Below are 16,503 nucleotides of genomic sequence, written 5' to 3'. Positions count from 1 at the left end.
CCCCAATCATGCTACTGAAATACTGCTACTGAGGGAGTGCGCAGCCGGGCTGCACTCGTCTGGCCGATGAGGGGGGATCGGTGCTGGTAACTCCGTTACCGATCAACGTTTTTCTCAGGCATCTGCTGTCCGCGTCCGCTACGAGCGGCTACTTGGGTACGGTGCTGCTGCTGGCCCGCACAGCTGACGCCCGCGCCCAGCATGAAGAGCTCAACCAAGACTGGACGAGCGTTCACGATCTGACCGGTGCGTCGCTGGCGGTGCTGTCCCCTGTGGTGCTTCCGGATCGCGATCAGCCGAATATGGGGCAGGTCGGCGGCGTCCCGCACCCCCAGGGCGGGGGGAGAGTCGCGGGGGCCGAGGGCATGAGGCTTCACCTGCCTTCCTCGCCCGACGGATACTTCGAACGCGCGTTCTGGCAATCCGTGGAATTGGAGGGCTCGTATTCCCCATTCGTTCAGGCGGCTGGGACGAGGCCGCATTCCGCCGAAGTGCATGAAAGGGGGTGGACGCAGGCGACTACCAGCGCGGCAGCATTATTCGAAATCCCTGAGTCGCTCCTGCCCTGCCTCCTCGTACTGAGCATGCGGGAGCGGCGCGGCATGGTTCTCGACATCGAGGAACACCTTTCCGTCTACCGTCTATTCAAGCGACTCATCGTGCACATAGGACCTGCCCACATCCAACTCGCCGAGCTGCTGCGGGAGCAAGAATCAGCGGAACGGAGACTGGCCCATCTGCGGATTGCTGAGCAGCAGTGGAGAATCGAACTCAGGCGCGTTCCTATAGAGTGGCCCGTGCAGATCGATGCCCTTTGGCGTCACCTCGGAGAGGTGGAGAACTTGGCCCCTGAGCTGATTGTGGACTGCCGCGGTCGGCTCGCCGCCATCAGGGATACTGGGGCATCGGATTGGGGCCTTGCTGAGAAGCTGCGCGAGGCGATCGACGCACTTCCCCCGGAGTCGGAGCTGCACCGGCAGAACATTCGGAGTGGTATTCGCAGACGGCTAATACGCGTCATTTCCAAAATCGAGAACGGCCATCCTGGGGGAACAGAAGGGTGTCCACGGGGTGTCCGCCCGGACGGACTGGACGAAATTCCCCTATTGCGCGAACGGCTTGCCGGACTACGCGATGAAATAATGTCGTTGAGGCGGCTGGTGGAGTCGGCGAGTCTCTCGGATGCCGTACTCAGTGTGGGGGAAGAGCTCCTGGCCCCTCTGGATAGGCAGCGTCTGGCCTCACCTCGATCCCTCGCTGACTGGTCCTTCACTCACCTAAAACGCCGTGCAGGTCGGACATCTCCGACAGCAATGCGATCTGCCTGACAAAGCTGCGGAGGGTGGGATTATGGCTACGCCGGAAAGCAACGCCAGACAGGTCCTCGGCGCACTATTGGAGGATCAGCTCAATGAGGAGCGCAAGATCAAGGAATCACTGATCCAGCGCGGCAACGCGGTGGTGAGCAGCAGCGGCGTGCTGGTCGCGCTCGCCCTGGGAGCCGCTTCGGTTAGCGGCCGGGACCCCAAAGGCCACCTGCCAGCAACCGTGACAGTCCTGACCATAGCCGCACTGGCTCTGTTCGTCGCCGCCGCCGTCACAGCGCTGACCGTGAGCACCCCGCGCCGCCAATCCGCTCTCAGTACGCAATGGCTGCGGGAAGTCTGGGACAACTCCGGCCCAGATCCATTCTCGGCATCGCATAATGCCCGACTGGACCTGCTCGACAGCCTGCGCGGCACGAACCGCTCCGCGGCCCGGTTGCTCCTGTGCTCGCTTGCCCTGGAAGTGGCCGCGGTCTCTCTGCTGTCCCTTGCCGTGGCCGCCATGCTGGTCCAGGCCGGTTTTTGAAGAAGCGGTCGCCGAAAACGGACAGCGTCTCAGCGAGCCAAAGGATCAGGATCGGTCGCTGCCGCAGCAGGCTCACGTACCTCACCCGCGCGACTGTGGGGGCCGACGAACATCAAGAAGCGTCTTCGGCCACTCTTCCGTAGAAGGCAGCAACGGCCGTTTGCGGCGCCGACGCGTCCTGTCCAGACCGGAGCCGTGCCTTACATGCCTGCACGAGCTTCAACCCCATGACCTGCAGTGGTACTTGACAGATGCAGATAATCCCCGCGGCGGTCCACCGGTTCGGGCTGCTGGACCTCGAGCCCGCAGGGGGCGACGACGGCCAGGTGGTCGACGGCAGCCTGCTGGTGGGTGTCGTCGTCCTGGGCGTCCCGATGAGCCGTCGTGCTCTGACCAGGGTTTTCCCGTCGCTGTGCCCGTATACGGAGGCGTTGGAAATGTCGAGGGTGTGCTTGTCCCCCTCGGTGGCGAGCAACGGGGAGAGCTTCGCCGTCGCGGGTGCCCTGCGTCTGGCCGCAGGCCGCGGCGTGCGGGGAGTGGTCACCTACGCGGACCCCGTCGCACGGTGAGAATTTCAGCAGAGGCTGGCGCTAGAAGTGGGCGTTGATCTGCGAATTTGGCAAGTTCTGTCAGGGTGACTTGGCACCGGATTTCGATAAGGGATGGCACCTTACTGGCCTTTCAGTCCTTCTGGCACCGCTTTGATCGAATACATCTGTACAGGACCTTTGCCTGTGTCTTCTGTACCCATGAGACAGATCAGCATGGATGGGCCGTCAAGGGCAGTTGAGCGCTTACTCGCCTGAGCCAACGACCCCGGTCGACGCGGGATTGCGCGTGGGCCAGGGCGGGACACCACCGTGTACGCCCCGGCCACTGTTCCTCGCGCAAGGCGACGGGCTCTGTGTAACAAGGTTGTCACCGGTTGTGCATGAGGAGGTCCGTCGTCGGGCCCGTGGAGGGACGATGAGACGATGACTGGGCGCGTTCAGGTATGGGTTGGTGGGACGGTTGCGGCCGTCGCCGTGGTGGGGCTTGCCGTGCATCTAATGCTGGTGGGGCTGGATGCCGCGGACAAATGGGCCAGTGTGCTGGGCTTGTTCGTGGCCCTGGCCGGCCTGGGGGTGGCAATGGCCGGACTCCGACAAAACCGACAAGAGGGCGGCAGTCAGTCCGTGGAGAACAGCACGCTCGGCGGAGCTGCCACTCAGGTCGCCCGGACCGGCGGAAATGTGCGCATCAACCACCACGCTCCCGCATCCCTGCCGGCCACAGGTCCGCCCACAGGCGCTGTTCCGCCCGTCGGCATGCCCCCCGTACCGGATGGCGGACAGTCCGTTCGTAACTCCCAGACGTCCGGGCCGGTCGACCAGGTGCAGAGCACGGACGGGAATGTGGAGATCGAGGGCCCGTGAGGTCCTTCCGACGCCGCACGCGGCAGCGCCGCGGCCCGTCGGCGGCTGACACCCCCACGCCCGACGCTGGCCAGGAGCCGGGGGCGGGTCAGTGGGTGGTCGACTCGGTCGTGTACGGATCGCTGGCCATGGTCAACAACACCGCCGGTGATGTGAACATCACGTTCACCGGACCGGCCGCCCCGACCGCTCTGGCGTCCTTGCCTCCTCCTCCAGCAGGCTTTACCGGTCGAGACCGGGAACTGGCCGAGCTGCTTCAGGCGCTGGACACAAGCACGGGCAATCCGACTCGGCAGGGAGTCATCGTCTCGGTGGCCGGGCTGCCCGGCGTCGGCAAGACCTCTCTCGCTCTGGCAGCTGGTCACACCGGGTGCGAGGAGGGCCAGTTCGACGGAACGCTCTTCGTGGACCTGCACGGCTACGACGAGACCCCCCTCCAGCCCTCCCAGGCTCTGGAGAGACTGCTGCGCGGCTTGGGCGTCGCCCAGGAGTTCATCCCACATACCTTGGAAGAACGACAAGGGCTCTATCATTCTCGGCTGAGTGCCCTGGCCGCCGAGGGCCGCCGTGTTCTGGTGGTGGCGGACAACGCCTCCAGGGCTGAACAAGTGCGCCCGCTACGGCCGGCCTCTGGTCGCCATCGGCTGCTCGTGACCTCTCGGGACACGCTCGCCACCCTGGGCGCCCGCCTACTCGACCTCCCCGTCCTGTCGCCCGAGGCGGCAGTGAACCTGCTGGACACCGCGCTGCGCACCGCCGACCCTGCCGACTCGCGCATCTCCCAAGACGCAACCACGGCGCAGAGTCTGGCCTTGCTGTGCGGATACCTGCCGCTCGCCCTGCAGATTTCTGCTGCCCGCCTCATCGCCGACCGGGGCCGGCAGGTGGCCGGACTGGCCACCGAGTTCAAGCAGGAGCGCACTCGTCTGGAGCATCTCGACGACGGGGAACGCGCTGTGCGCGCGTCCTTCGACCTGTCCAGTCGCCACCTGTCCGGCCCCTTGACCGAGACCTTCCGGCTCCTGGCACTCAACCCCGGCTCGGACATCTCCACCGAGGCCGCCGCTGTCCTGACGGACCAGCACCCCGATGAGATACGGTCCCTCCTGCTCGAACTCGCGCAGACCCATCTCCTGGAGCAGGTACCAGCTCAGGACCGGTGGCGGATGCACGACCTGATCCGGGCTTACGCCAGCGAACAGGCCGATGCCTACGGTCGAAGCCACCCCCAGGCCAAACGTCTCTACGAACAGGCTAGACGCCAACTGCTGGAGTACTACGCAACGAGTGCGCAGGCTGCTGGCACCCACCTCGATCCCAACCCGTCCGCGACCAGATCGCCACGCTTCGAAACCAAAGAGCAGGCTGTGAAGTGGCTCGACGCGGAGTTACCCAACCTCGTCGCCGCTTCAACAGACAGCACGTCCCAGGAACAAAAGCGCATCATCCTTGGCCTGCCGCGCGCCTTAGCAAGCTACCTCAACACGTCTGGCCATATCGACGAATGGCTCACCATCTCCCAGGCCGCCCGCCAGGCGGCACGCGACGTCGCCGACCGGGACGCGGAAGGCGTTGCTCTGGAAGCCTATGGAGCAGCCCTCGGCATTCTGCGCCGGGAGCACGAGGCCAATAAGACACTCGAACACGCCTTAAAGATCTCTCGAACCACACGCAACCGCGAACTTGAGGCGCTGGTACTCACCGACATCGGTAATCTCGCCGTAGCGTTCAACAAAGGAGAACGCGGCCTCGCCTGCCACAGGCAGGCGCTTCACTTGTTCAAGGAACTAGAGGACCAGTACGGCGAGGCGGCAGCCTGGACGAACATTGCACAGGCTTTGATGCAAGCAGACGCGTCTGGTGATGTGTTCGACGCTCTCAAGCACGCCGACCGCATCTACCGCCAGCACGGAGACGAATCAAGATCCGCAGCCGTGGTAATGACCAGGGGCATTGCCCTGGGACGAGTCGGCAGGCTGGACGAAGCGATCACCTGCTTCCGCACAGCGGCCGCGACCTGGCACACGCTCGGAGCGAACTTCCACGAAGCGGTGGCGCTGGGCAACCTCAGCTGGACCCTGTTGCGCGCCCGAAGGAACAAGGAAGCTCTCTCGGCCAGCTGCAGCGCGGTTGATCTCAGCCGCCGGGCGGCGCAGGAGAGCGGCAGCCATATTCCCTCTCTCGGCTTCGCCGGGGCGCTCACTGCGTACGCAGAGGCGTTGTACCGCTCGCGCAAGCATCTGCCTGAGGCCGCAGCCGCAGTCCACGAAGCACTTACCCTCTTCGAGCAGATCCCCGGCGCCCCGGCAGTCAACCTGACAGCGGCCCGCTTCACTGCCGTCAGAATCCTCCAGAGTTTGGGGGGAGGTAAGAAGAACGCGTTGATTCGACGCCAACTCGAAGCACTCCTCGGCTCAATCCCCACGCCACCCGTTCGGCGACGGGGGCGACGACTCTCCCGTCATCGTGTCGTGACACTGTTCCAGTCCGCCTGGGTCGCCGTGGTCTGGTGCGGCTTCTATCACGCGCGCCAAGCGAGCACATCGCTGTGGCTGCTGATGCTCTACTGCACTGCTGGGCTGGTCATCACAGGCTTCATTCGCTTTAGGCCCTACCCAGGGACCGATGGCAGTCCCGGGCAGGTGGGGCAGACCGTGAGGACGCAGATTGGCTGCATGCCCAGACTTCTGCCCTTCCTCACCCTGATCGCTTCTCTTTCAGTGCCTGAGCAGCTTGGCCCGTTCAGCAAAGCAGGAGGAGCACTAGCTCGCGCCCTTGGGCTGGCCTGATGCGCCGGGTCCACAGCACAACGACGCCGAGGACCCACAGCTTTATTGTCTACACCCAAGGCCGAGACCAGTCGACCTCAGGGCGGTGCCACCTCTCACTGAAAAGTGCCATGTCGCGCTGAAATTCTCACACGGCTTCGGACCCTGCCGGACGGGCGCACGGCCGGCTCGCCCCGAGGGCATCTCGGGGTCACCTACCAGGCCCTCTCCGCGACTTATACGGGCCGCAGCACGGCGAGGACGGTCATCGTGCTGACGGATGGCCAGGTGCTCCCGGCGCGGTCGATCGCGAAGTTCGTCACCGGAGACTGCGGTGCCGACGGGTTCGAGCGGCGCATCGTGGCGATGGGCGCCTCGGAGCGCCCTGCGGGGGCCGACCGGCGCGCCTGGCTGCGCACCGCGCTGGAGCAGATCGGGGCCAGGCGCCAGCGGCACCCTGGGACCCACAGGTATGCCCTGCCCGTGGGGCGTAGCCGGGCCGAGCGGTCGAGGGCGGTCTTCGGCATGCCCGCACTTGCGTACCCGAAGTGGGCAGACTCCGGTCACACCATCTAGCATGTTGCGTATTCATATATCTATATGTATTGTGGTTGTCGTGGTTGAGCGACGCCTTCGCTCTCACACCGTCATCTTGGAACCTCACCCAGAGGAACGACCGTGGACAAGCCCCTCTCCGAACGCAAGGCTGCTCGCTTCACCGCGGCGCTGAACTCCGGCGTCAACATGACCCCCATCCGCGAGTGCACCCTCGCGGACCGCGCCGCATGGGCCAATGCGGCGCTGAAGGCGTACAACAGGCAGGCCCCCAAGGCCCTGTTGCCCGTTCCCGAGCTGGCCGAGCGGGTACGACTCGGCGTCCTCGCGGCCGAGGCCATGGCCCAGATCGCCTTCAACATCCCCGGCGACCGGGTCGTGGACGACCAGGAACGCGCCGACCGCGTCATCGGTGATCTGGTCGCTCAGGTCTTCTGCCTGACGGACGGGCGGGTCACCGCCCATGAGCTCCACCAGGCCGCCGAGAGACTGCGCAGCGACGCGTACCCCGTGAGGCTTGATGTCCTGTGCGCCGTCGTTGCCGCCGGGGCTGAACGAGAGGCCGCCATGCTCGCGGCGCTCCTGGACGCGGCCCAGTCCTTCGGGTGCGACGTCCCCGGCATGGTCGACAGCGCCCGCGCCTACTTCGAAGAGCTCAAGGCCGAGGACGAGGAGGCCGACGCGGCACGCGCCTGAGCAACGTCCGGGAGCGAGGGCCGCAGCCCTGGCGGCCGCGCTCGCTCCCGGCAGGGCCGCCACGGAACACCACTGATGAAGCTGATCGTCCCCGCCTTCGACCAGCACTACCGCGCATCCGCCACGGACTACGCCTGGACCGGCCCCGGAGAGATCCTCACCATCGGCACCGACGACGCCTTCGTCGGCATCGACAGCTGCCGCTACACCACCCACGGCCGGGTCACCGCACTCGACGTCACCCGCGACGAGGTCACAGCCAAGATCATCAACCTCCTCACCCAGGACGGCTTCTACGTGCCCGGACGTGAGCGGCAGAGCACGGAGACCCGCAGGCACACGGCCGAAGTCTTCGGCCTGGCCCGCGGCTTCGAGGTCGGCGCCGTCATCGGCGTCCACCGCGGCCGGCCCCGCCGCCACGCCGCACCCACGAACTGACTCGCTGGCCGCGGACCATGCGCCAGCACCCGCCGTCCCCAGGAAGGGCCCCCATGGACACCATGCGAGGACACCTGCGCGCATTGTCGACGCCTGCTGCCGCCAGGAGCCGGGGCGTTGCGTCGGGGGCGGACTGGCTGGCTGACCTACTGCCCCTCCGAAGCCCCTGACCCGCAACACCCGGGCCTGGTCCTTGAGTCCCGCGATCCAGACCAGAGACGCCATGATCCTCTTGCTGCGTTCGTGCACGCGCGCCTCGACGAAGACGACCAAGGCACCTCGGGCGACGGGACTTCCTGGCGGCACCGTCCTCGACGACCACGACGAACCCGTGGTGCACACCCAGCGGGACATCGCCACCCACCTGGAGACCTGGGACCCGCCACGCGTCTGGGCCAACATCGAGTCCCGCCGTCTGATCGTGGACCTGTCCGAGGCCGCGGCGGCCGGCAGCCCCGAAAAGGACGCTCTTCGGGACGCGGTGAGCGCAGTCGCGATGGCCTACCAGGACCACCCCGACTTCGATCCAGACTGGCTGCTGCGGGAATGGTGAACGACACCGACTGCACGACTGATCAAGAAGACCATCGGCGGCAACAGCCCTGGGGTGCCCCTGTCTTGGCCTGAGCCGAAGCGTCATCGCAGCGTCTGCAATTGATCCCGATGGCGCTTTTCCCTTTGGTGTTTCCAGTACGCGCAGCACAGCCCAAGACTCATGAGTCCAAATAGTGAGTATTCGGCAGTCATGAATGTGTCGGTCGGAAGAATTGCGTCGTCGTATCCCAGACTGAAAAGGAATTGAACTTCGATTGAGAGGGCGAAAAGCATCCAGCCGACGAACAGTCCGGCCGCGAATCGGTGTGGTTGAACGATAATCCCGAATACGGGTAGAAGTGACGCAAGAAGTGCAATCACCAATGCTCGTGCGAATTTCCCGGAAGGCTCATACTCGACTAGTCCTCCGATCCCAATCTCGGTATTCAAGGCGATAAAGAACCCGACGTATGCACTGCCGAGTGAAAGTATGAGGATGGCGATAGGGGTGGCGTATCCGGCGGGGCGAGTAATTTTGAATCGTGGGCGCATCCGGATTGCAGCTATAAGGCCTGTGACGGCTACTAACCCTAGGACTGTCCTTGCGGATACGATTACATCAGCCAACCAATGGTCACCGTAGGCGGCAACCTGGCTATACAGATATGCAGAATTGGCAAGTGGGATACCCGCCGCGTCGGCAAGGCCATATCCTAGTATGGCGCCGACGGCCGTCCATGAATATATACTTGGCCGGCGCGCGAATCGCCAAACAAGGAATCCCGTGAGCATGTTGAAAAGTGGCACTATGATATCGATCAGGGTTACTCCGTGATCACGGCTTCCCGTGGCAAGTTCTCGGAAGCTTAGCTCGAGGGTCGGGCTTGCTAATGCCTCGATCATCACTGAAATCGGCACCGCTAGTTGAGCCAGTCCGTAGAGCCAGGTTGTAAAGAGAGTGGTCCAGGCAATAGTGCGTACGACGGTGCTCTGGCCTGCGTGCTTAGTGGGAGGATCTGCTGGCTGGGCGCCTGGTCCGGTCGGTGCCGCAGACCCCGCTGGGTTTATCAGAGTGCTAGGCGCGTCCGTGGTTGACTCCGACTCTGCCAGAGAGGGTTCATAGGCCGCGGTAGTCTCATCGGCTGCAAGGCCCTGTCGGGGGGGAGGAGCCACCGACGGTGCGTAGATGTGGCGCAACGGAGGCTCAGCGGTCCGTGTGCGGACAGTCTTGGCGACCGGGGGAGGCAACCAATCCGGGTTAGTAGGAACTTCCGCAGCGCCCTCTCGAGCTGCTGCGGTCTGGTCCAGCAGCGCGGCGACGGTGGGTCGGCGCCCAGGTTCCTTGGCTAGACAACTGCCCACAATGCCCTTTAGGGCCGGTGGGAGTTGGTTGAGGGCAGGCTCTTCGTACACGGCTCGGAAGTTCACTCCGTGCGCGGATCCGGACCCAAATGGGCCGGCGCCGGTGGCTGCAAAAGTCAGCACCGCCCCCAAGGCGAACACATCGCTGGCCCGACCGACAGCCTTTCCAGTCACCTGCTCGGGGGACATGTATCCAGGTGTGCCGACCATCATCCCCGTTCGGGTCAGAACACTATTCTCGGCGGCAACTGAGATGCCAAAGTCGATCACCCTCGGCCCATCAATGGCGAGCAACACATTCGAGGGTTTCAGATCGCGATGAATCACCCCGGCACTGTGAATGGCTTCTAAGGCCTCGGCTAGACCCGCCCCCAAGGCCAGGACCGAACTCTCTGTCCAGCACCCGTGGGCGCGCACCGCCTCCTCCAGCGACATCCCGGGAATGTAGGCAGTGGCAAGCCACGCTGGGGACTTCTCAGCGTCCGCATCCACTACCGCAGCAGTGAAGAATCCGGTCACCCGGCGAGCTGCCGAGATTTCCCTGGCGAACCGTCTCCGAAAGTCGGCATCCTCGGCCAGTTCAGCACGAATCACCTTAACCGCCACAGCCCGACCACTCGGCGAACGCCCTAGATAGACGCGGCCCATTCCACCGGCGCCCAGCCGCCCCACGATGCGGTACCGCCCCACCCAGCTCGGGTCCTCCGCCGACAGCTCTTGCAACACTGCCCCCCTGCCAAGGGCCCACCCCCGGGGCCGTCGCATGGACGATTAGACACCCAGCGGGTCTGCTTTGAAGGCGTATTCCGGTATCTCGAGGCAGCCGCCGACACGTTTGACTGTGGCGAGGTACAGCGTGGACGTGCGGGGAACCGATTCTCCACACTGTCCAGGTCTCCTAGGGCCTATTCTGAGTTCCGATCACTGGGATGTGGCGTTCGCCCTCCGCGACGGGGTCGTGGGATCACAACTGCGCCGCTCGATGCTGCAGGCGATCGGCTGCCCTCCTGGACAGACCGACTGCGCGACCCGCGCACGCGGGAAGGAGGGCGGCGCCGTGGTGCGTGTTGTGGCGCGGTGCGCGGCCGTGGAGGTCCGCCGACACTTCGGCCTCGTCCGCATGCTCAGGGGGGCGGCGGGCCGGTCGGGTGTTCCGAGGTGATGCCGTCGGCCAGAGCCTTCCCGCAGGGTCAGGCTGGCACTCTCTTGGGATCAGGCATGAAGCAACATGCCTAATGTCCCTCACTACATTCCATGGCTCTGATCTGCCCAATGACTTGACAACCCTAGATACCGATCGTCACGAACGCCATGGGCGACATCCTTCTCTTCACCGACCGCAGACCCGGCGAACTGATGCTCGAACCCGCCGCCGGGACCGGCACGATGGCACGGTCCGCCGCCGCCACGATGCGGTTCTTCGGCACCGACCCCACCGCATGCCGCTGGTGGCTGAACGACATCGACCCGCTCAACGCCGCGTGCTGCGCCGTGAACGCCCAGCTCTGGAGGCTCGGCCGGCAGATGACCGTCTCCTGCGGCGACGCCCTGAACCATCCCCGACTCCTGGAGGAGGCCGTACGGGAGCGCGCCGAGCGGGCGAGCGCCGAGCAGAAGGCCCGGCCGGTGCTGTACCCCACCAGGACCCGCTCGCCGTTCTGGCCGTGGCAGTTCGTTCCGCCCTCCTGACCCGGCACGGCGGCCGTGCCGCATCCCGCGGCGGGCCGCCGCTCTCCCCTCGCCCTCTGCACGAAAACGGAGCCCTCCCATGGTCATCAACACCACACCGCCGCCCGCCATCGCCACATTGGTCCCCGACTCCGAGGGACACGGGACGGTCCTGCGGATCGTCTACGCCCACCACCTGGACGGCGAGTCCTTGGCCTTCCAGCTCTTCCACCGGTACGTCCACCGCTTGTGGAACGGCACCCAGCTCACGGACGAGATCACCCGCGCCGAGGTGATGGCCCTGCTCGGTGAACAAGGCGCGGACTGCGCCGAAGGCTGGCACTCCTCTGCGAACGAGCCCACCGAGGAAGCCTCGGACGAGGCGTGGCAGTGGGTCCGCGCAGGTGAACCGCCTGTTCCCCGACCTGTCCTGGAAGGTCGAGCCCGACCGGCGCATGAACATCCCCGGGGTCGACGAGGACAAGGTCGCCGACATCGTGATCCGGGCGCGCCCTCTGACATCGGACGTGACCCGCCCCGCGACCATGTTCGATCCCGCGCTCACCTACTACGCGGACGGAACGCACGTGGTCATGCGGGCCCAGGGGACGGAACGCTCCGGGCACGCCTTCGGCCTGGCGGAGGGCGCCGCCCCGTACTGCTTCCAGGCCGTGCGGTGGGATGACGGCGGCGCTGACCTCGTCGCCCCCCACGTCCTGCATCGCGTCGAGAACCAGGCCCAGGACGGCGTGGCGTAGGCGGCCGCAGGGGGCCGGCGCCCAGGATCACCGCAAGGCGCCGGCGGTCAGGTGCCGGTGACGGAACTCCAACAGCGTTGTGTCTTTTTTTTTCAATGTGTATTGTAGTTGCCATGGGGCGGGAAGTCTCCCAAGTCCAAGCCAATACAGAACAGCCGCTTCGCGCGGCTCGCCCTGGCCGTGGCGGGTTCTCGCAGAATGCCGCCGCCTTGATGACGTCCGCGACATCCCGTGCAGCACGACAACTCAGGACTGAAGATGGCAGATCTCAAGGGCATGAAGGCCGGTGACACGGCTGAAGTGACCTTCTACTGCGCTGGCAGCTGGCAGCTGGCACCGCGAGGACGTCACTATCTCGAAGATGGGCCGCGAGTACGCCTACGTGGACAACGGCGTCTTCGTCCAGAAATTCCGGATCGCCGATGGGATCGAAGTTTGTGACCGTGCTGGAGCCGACGCGCTCTCTCCGAAGTCGAGTTGGGGACCACGCGCGGTAACGCCCACCCGCAGCCTTCCGAGTCCGATCAGCAGGACAGCTCCTGGGCCCCGTCCCAGAGCCACAGCAGCCCCACCCGGCGGCTCCCATATCCGGCCCCAACCGCCCCTCCCGCCTCTGCCCCTCATTGTCAGACCTCTACGACAGGATCATCCTCATGACGACGCTTCCCGCCCCTCAGGCGCAGTCCGCCGTGTCCAGCCGCACCGAATACGAGGCCGCGCTCCAGTCGCTGCGCTATGCCTCGCAGGCGTACTACGGTGACGGCGTCAGCGTCATGGACGACGCCTCCTACGATCAGCGCCGTCGGTCGGTGCAGGCATGAGAGCAGGAGAATCCCGCCGAGGTTTCCCCGGACTCCCCCACCGGACTCGTGGGCGACGGTGCAGCACCCATCGGCGACGTCGCGCACACCACCCGCCTCCTGAGCCTGGACAACGTCTTCGACGCCGAGGGCCTGGTGGCATGAGGTGCTTCGGTCCAGCGCCGTCTGGGCCACGCGCCGCAGGGCGGGTTCGCCGTGGAGCCGAAGATCGACGGCGCTGCCGTGGCCGCTCGATACCGCGACGGCCGTCTGGTTCAGATCATCACCCGCGGGGACGGCAGTCACGGCGAGGACATCAGCCATGTCATCGGCCAGATCGACGGCCTCCCCGAGCAGCTGACCGATCCGGTCACCATCGAGGTCCGCGGCGAGGTCGCCTTTACACAGGAGCAGTTTGAGAAGGCGAACGAGATCCGGGCCGCGCACAACGCACAGGTCTTCGCCAATCCCCGCAACGGCACGGCCGGCACGCTGCGGGCGAAGGACCGGCCGTACCGGCTCCAGATGACGTTCTGAGCCTACGGCGCGGTCGAACTGGACGGCGTATCGTTCCTGCCCGCCGGAGCCACGCACGCCGAAACCCTGGCCGTCGTGGCCGCAGCTGGCATCCAGACGACCGCGGACTCCCCGGCCGGGCTCCACGTCGTCGCCGACTTGGCCGCAGCACAGGAGCGGGTTGACGCGATCGCCGACATGCGTGCGGACCTGCCCGTCGGAATCGACGGGGTGGTGATCAAGATGAACGACACGGGAGAGCAGACGGCGGCCGGGTTCGGCTCACGCTTCCCTCACTGGGCCATCGCGGTCAAGCTCCCCGTTCTTCCGCCAGTTTGAGTTGCTACTACTCTTCGTCTGGCGGCGGCTGACCTGCTGTTGTGTCTGGCATCGAGACAACAGCACTGTTGCAACCGCTTAACCCCGTTGCGGTGATGTCTTCCGCTGCGAGGATGTGCTTCATGTTCAGCGTTGAGGAGTGGATCCAGGCCCGGAGAGGCCTGCGGTTGGGACAGAGGCTTTCAGGGACGGTGGCCGCGGTCCCGAATCCGGGTGCGACGGGGATCTTCGTTGACATCGGCCTTCCGGTTGGAGGGTTCGTCGACGTGCTGCTGCTTCCGTTCGCCGCGGAGCGTTGGCCCGCGATAGGGACCGTGGCGGAGTTCGAGGTCTGGTGGGCCGATGAACGGCCGCAGGTGCGACTCAAGCCCGTAGAGCGCCAGTTCTTGCGCGAGGACTTCGACGAGTGGCTGGCCCAGTGGCGGCCGGGCTGGCCTGAGAACGTACCCGTGGATCAGGCGTGGGTTGAGGCGGCTGCGGCGGTCCGGCGGGATGCCGGTGAGGTTGAGGAGACGCTGCGTGCGGCCGGATGGCAGCCGGGGCGACGCGTCCCGGTTCAGCAGTGGCGCGAGATGCTGGAGGCAACTGGGCTGGCCCGTATGCATGAGGCCGCCGAACGCTTCTTGACTGAGTTCGGAGGCTTGGACGTACAGATCAGCGGGCCGGGCATCACCTGTGCAAGGACGCCCTTCAACTTTGATCCCGAACTCGCGGTGGGCGAGGAGGATCGATTCGCAGACTGGAGCTCGACGGTTGGGCGGGACATCTTCCCCATCGGTGAGCTCGACGAGGGCCGATTCTTCCTCGGTATCGACGAGACCAGCGAGATCTATCTGATCGAGACCTGGGTGGCGACGTTCGGCCCGGTCCGGGAGGCACTGGAGAAGCTCGTCCTGGGCATATCTCCACGGCGTATCGGTTGAGGTGAGTCGCCATCGCTTGTCGCGCAACAGCACTGTTGCTCTGAATCGGGTGTCTTCCGGTGCTTGTCAGGGCATGTGCTGTGGCATGGCTCGGACCTTGGCCGCGTCAGCGTCTCGGCCTGAGAGGGCAGCGTTCTCCAGGGACAGCAGGTTCAAGGTGGTCGCGTAGAGCTGAAGACGCGTTTCCAAGATTCTGCAGTGGGCCTGCAGCTCTTTGTGCTTCTTCTTCAGCTCCTCGAAGGCGTCCATGGACTGCGCGTTCGAGGTCCTTCTCGTCTCTAGCCTCGCTGTTTCGCTTGGGGTGACGAGGTGGCGCTGTGGGGTCGATCGAGGTGGTATCGGGCGGTGGGCATGGTGGGGACCCGGCGCGTTGGTCGGGTTCTCCAAGGTCTTTCGTGTCGTAGGTGGCCGGGGCGGCTGGTCAGTTGGCGGGGCGGGGTAGGGCGGCCAGACGGTGGAAGGCGGCGGCGAGTTGGTGTCGCCAGGGCCAGGTTGCTGCGATCCGCAGGTGGAGGCGACGGCCGCCGCGGGTGAGACGGGCAGCGACGTGCAGGATCCGGTAGCGGAGTTTCTTGGGTTCGGCGATAGCCAGCTCGCCATCCAGCAGCAGGACGCGGGTCCAGGCCAGAAGGTCGATGGCCGCGAGGCTGAGCTCGAGCCAGGCGGCGTTGACGGAGAACAGGCGGGATGGGAAGCGTCCGAAGCCGGTGGTCTTGCCGCACCGGATGTGGTCCTCGACGGTGGCGTGTCCGCGGTGGCGGATCTCCAGGAACTGGGCCGAGCCGCCGCCGGAGTACGGGGTGTCGGTGAGGAAGACCTGGTGCCGCAGGCCCTCGTCACTGTCGAACAGGGACAGCTGGGCGCCGGGGTGCGGGCGTTCGCGGCGCACGATGATGCGGGTGCCGGCCGGGTAGCCGTTCAGGTCGACCATGCCGGTCAGCTCTGCGACCTCGGCGGACTCACGCAGGGTCCCGTCGGCGTCCAGGGCGGGGTGCCAGACCTGTTCGGGCAGGGCGCGGATCGCGCGGCGGACCGGTGCGGTGACGGCGTATCCGACCGAGAAACGCAGGTGAAGGCCGTTGTCACGCAAGGCGCGTAGATGCGTGAGGAACGCCTTTGCGCTGCCCGCGCTGTCGGTGCGGACCAGGATGTCGGTGCCGTGCCGGTGGGCGTCGGGGATCTGCGCGAGGGCCTGGTCGAGCACGGTGATGTGATCGGCGGCGGTGTTGGCTCCGGCGTTGCCAGGCCGGAGCAGCCCGGACATCGCCTCGCCGGTGTTGGCCAGGAAACACAGCAACGGGTGGAACCCGAAGCCGCCTTTGTAGGTGGGTGCGGCCTGGTCTTTCTCGGAGTGGCAGGTGACCAGCGTGGCGTCGAGGTCCAGGACCAGGCCGGGCAGTTCGCGTCCGCCGGCCTTCACTGCGGGTATCGCGGTGCGGGTCTCGGCGGCCTGTAGCCAGGCCACCTCCCGGGCTGCGGCGCGGGCCGACCGCAGGCGGTCCAGTATGCGTTCGTCGACGGCGGCCAGCAGCCGCCAAGCCGTCGGGGTGGAGGCTACCGGTCCGAACACCTCGCGCTGGTCCCGCAGAACGGCCAGATCCGCGATCGCCTCGCCGCCGTCGGCGAGCATCACTGCGAGATCGGTGGCGATCCGGCCTGGGTCATGGCCGGTGCCGCGCGGCCGAAGCGGCCGGAGCACGGTGGAATAGGCCGCCGTCAGCCTGGTCGCTTCGGCGAGGTCCGCCAGCAAACGTGCTCCGGCGTGCCCGACCACCCCCGACCCGTCGGTGGACACCACAAGCCGGGGCCGTGAACCGATATCCTTCACGCAGAAAGTGCCTTCCTCTGGCGACGACAGAACCCCTAGACAAGGTCCATCG

The 16,503-nt window shown here is 65.8% G+C and carries 15 protein-coding genes and 1 pseudogene; 13 read left to right on the top strand and 3 right to left on the bottom strand.

The window, feature by feature from the left end:
* The first annotated feature begins 80 nt into the window (after positions 1–80).
* The 8 genes from AS594_RS44120 to AS594_RS36285 all read left to right on the top strand — a co-directional run bounded on the left by AS594_RS44120 (position 81) and on the right by AS594_RS36285 (position 8,276).
* Complete coding sequence (locus AS594_RS44120; RefSeq protein WP_141747230.1) at positions 81–1,328, top strand: hypothetical protein; 1,248 nt, start codon at positions 81–83, stop codon at positions 1,326–1,328.
* 22 nt (positions 1,329–1,350) lie between these two features.
* Positions 1,351–1,851, top strand: a complete 501-nt coding sequence (locus AS594_RS45075) for a hypothetical protein (protein WP_069774234.1) — start codon at positions 1,351–1,353, stop codon at positions 1,849–1,851.
* Between the two features lie 251 nt (positions 1,852–2,102).
* Positions 2,103–2,420 (top strand): Mom family adenine methylcarbamoylation protein, encoded by a 318-nt coding sequence (locus AS594_RS36315; protein ID WP_069935881.1) that lies wholly within the window; start codon positions 2,103–2,105, stop codon positions 2,418–2,420.
* Between the two features lie 974 nt (positions 2,421–3,394).
* Positions 3,395–6,055 carry an ATP-binding protein gene (locus AS594_RS36305; protein ID WP_141747228.1) on the top strand — a complete coding sequence of 887 codons (2,661 nt, stop codon included), beginning with the start codon at positions 3,395–3,397 and terminating at the stop codon, positions 6,053–6,055.
* Positions 6,056–6,304: 249 nt separating this feature from the next.
* Positions 6,305–6,610 carry a hypothetical protein gene (locus tag AS594_RS36300; RefSeq protein WP_069935878.1) on the top strand — a complete coding sequence of 102 codons (306 nt, stop codon included), beginning with the start codon at positions 6,305–6,307 and terminating at the stop codon, positions 6,608–6,610.
* Between the two features lie 102 nt (positions 6,611–6,712).
* A complete protein-coding gene (locus AS594_RS36295) occupies positions 6,713–7,285 on the top strand; it encodes a hypothetical protein (protein ID WP_069935877.1) in 573 nt (190 codons plus the stop codon).
* Positions 7,286–7,360: 75 nt separating this feature from the next.
* Positions 7,361–7,723: a DUF7715 family protein gene (locus AS594_RS36290; protein WP_069935876.1), complete on the top strand. Its 363-nt coding sequence runs from the start codon at positions 7,361–7,363 to the stop codon at positions 7,721–7,723.
* Between the two features lie 223 nt (positions 7,724–7,946).
* Complete coding sequence (locus AS594_RS36285) at positions 7,947–8,276, top strand: DUF6221 family protein (protein ID WP_069935875.1); 330 nt, start codon at positions 7,947–7,949, stop codon at positions 8,274–8,276.
* An 83-nt stretch (positions 8,277–8,359) separates the two neighbouring features.
* On the opposite strand, the gene AS594_RS41860 is transcribed toward AS594_RS36285, so the two are convergent.
* Entirely contained in the window at positions 8,360–10,291 is a 1,932-nt protein-coding gene (locus AS594_RS41860; protein ID WP_420877913.1) for a serine/threonine-protein kinase, read from the bottom strand.
* 639 nt (positions 10,292–10,930) lie between these two features.
* Between AS594_RS41860 and AS594_RS36280 the strand changes: the two genes are divergently transcribed.
* From AS594_RS36280 to AS594_RS41855, 5 genes and pseudogenes are all read left to right on the top strand, one after another.
* Positions 10,931–11,308 (top strand): hypothetical protein, encoded by a 378-nt coding sequence (locus AS594_RS36280; RefSeq protein ID WP_240509214.1) that lies wholly within the window; start codon positions 10,931–10,933, stop codon positions 11,306–11,308.
* 383 nt (positions 11,309–11,691) lie between these two features.
* Complete coding sequence (locus tag AS594_RS36275) at positions 11,692–12,045, top strand: hypothetical protein (RefSeq protein WP_069935874.1); 354 nt, start codon at positions 11,692–11,694, stop codon at positions 12,043–12,045.
* A gap of 653 nt (positions 12,046–12,698) precedes the next feature.
* Positions 12,699–12,866: a hypothetical protein gene (locus AS594_RS46780; RefSeq protein WP_240509213.1), complete on the top strand. Its 168-nt coding sequence runs from the start codon at positions 12,699–12,701 to the stop codon at positions 12,864–12,866.
* A gap of 165 nt (positions 12,867–13,031) precedes the next feature.
* Positions 13,032–13,700: pseudogene (locus AS594_RS36270) on the top strand (hypothetical protein).
* A 41-nt stretch (positions 13,701–13,741) separates the two neighbouring features.
* Positions 13,742–14,623, top strand: coding sequence for an SUKH-3 domain-containing protein (locus tag AS594_RS41855; RefSeq protein WP_206281742.1), 882 nt, complete (start codon positions 13,742–13,744; stop codon positions 14,621–14,623).
* Between the two features lie 66 nt (positions 14,624–14,689).
* On the opposite strand, the gene AS594_RS36260 is transcribed toward AS594_RS41855, so the two are convergent.
* Together AS594_RS36260 and AS594_RS36255 are read right to left on the bottom strand one after the other, a co-directional pair.
* Positions 14,690–14,872 (bottom strand): hypothetical protein, encoded by a 183-nt coding sequence (locus AS594_RS36260; protein ID WP_069935873.1) that lies wholly within the window; start codon positions 14,870–14,872, stop codon positions 14,690–14,692.
* 172 nt (positions 14,873–15,044) lie between these two features.
* Complete coding sequence (locus AS594_RS36255) at positions 15,045–16,481, bottom strand: IS1380 family transposase (protein ID WP_079144626.1); 1,437 nt, start codon at positions 16,479–16,481, stop codon at positions 15,045–15,047.
* Between the last annotated feature and the right edge of the window lie 22 nt (positions 16,482–16,503).

It is taken from the genome of Streptomyces agglomeratus (genome assembly GCF_001746415.1).
GTDB classification, from domain to species: domain Bacteria; phylum Actinomycetota; class Actinomycetes; order Streptomycetales; family Streptomycetaceae; genus Streptomyces; species Streptomyces agglomeratus.
The sequence above is the reverse complement of the archived record's forward strand: the minus strand, read 5'-3'. Positions and strand labels throughout refer to the sequence as shown.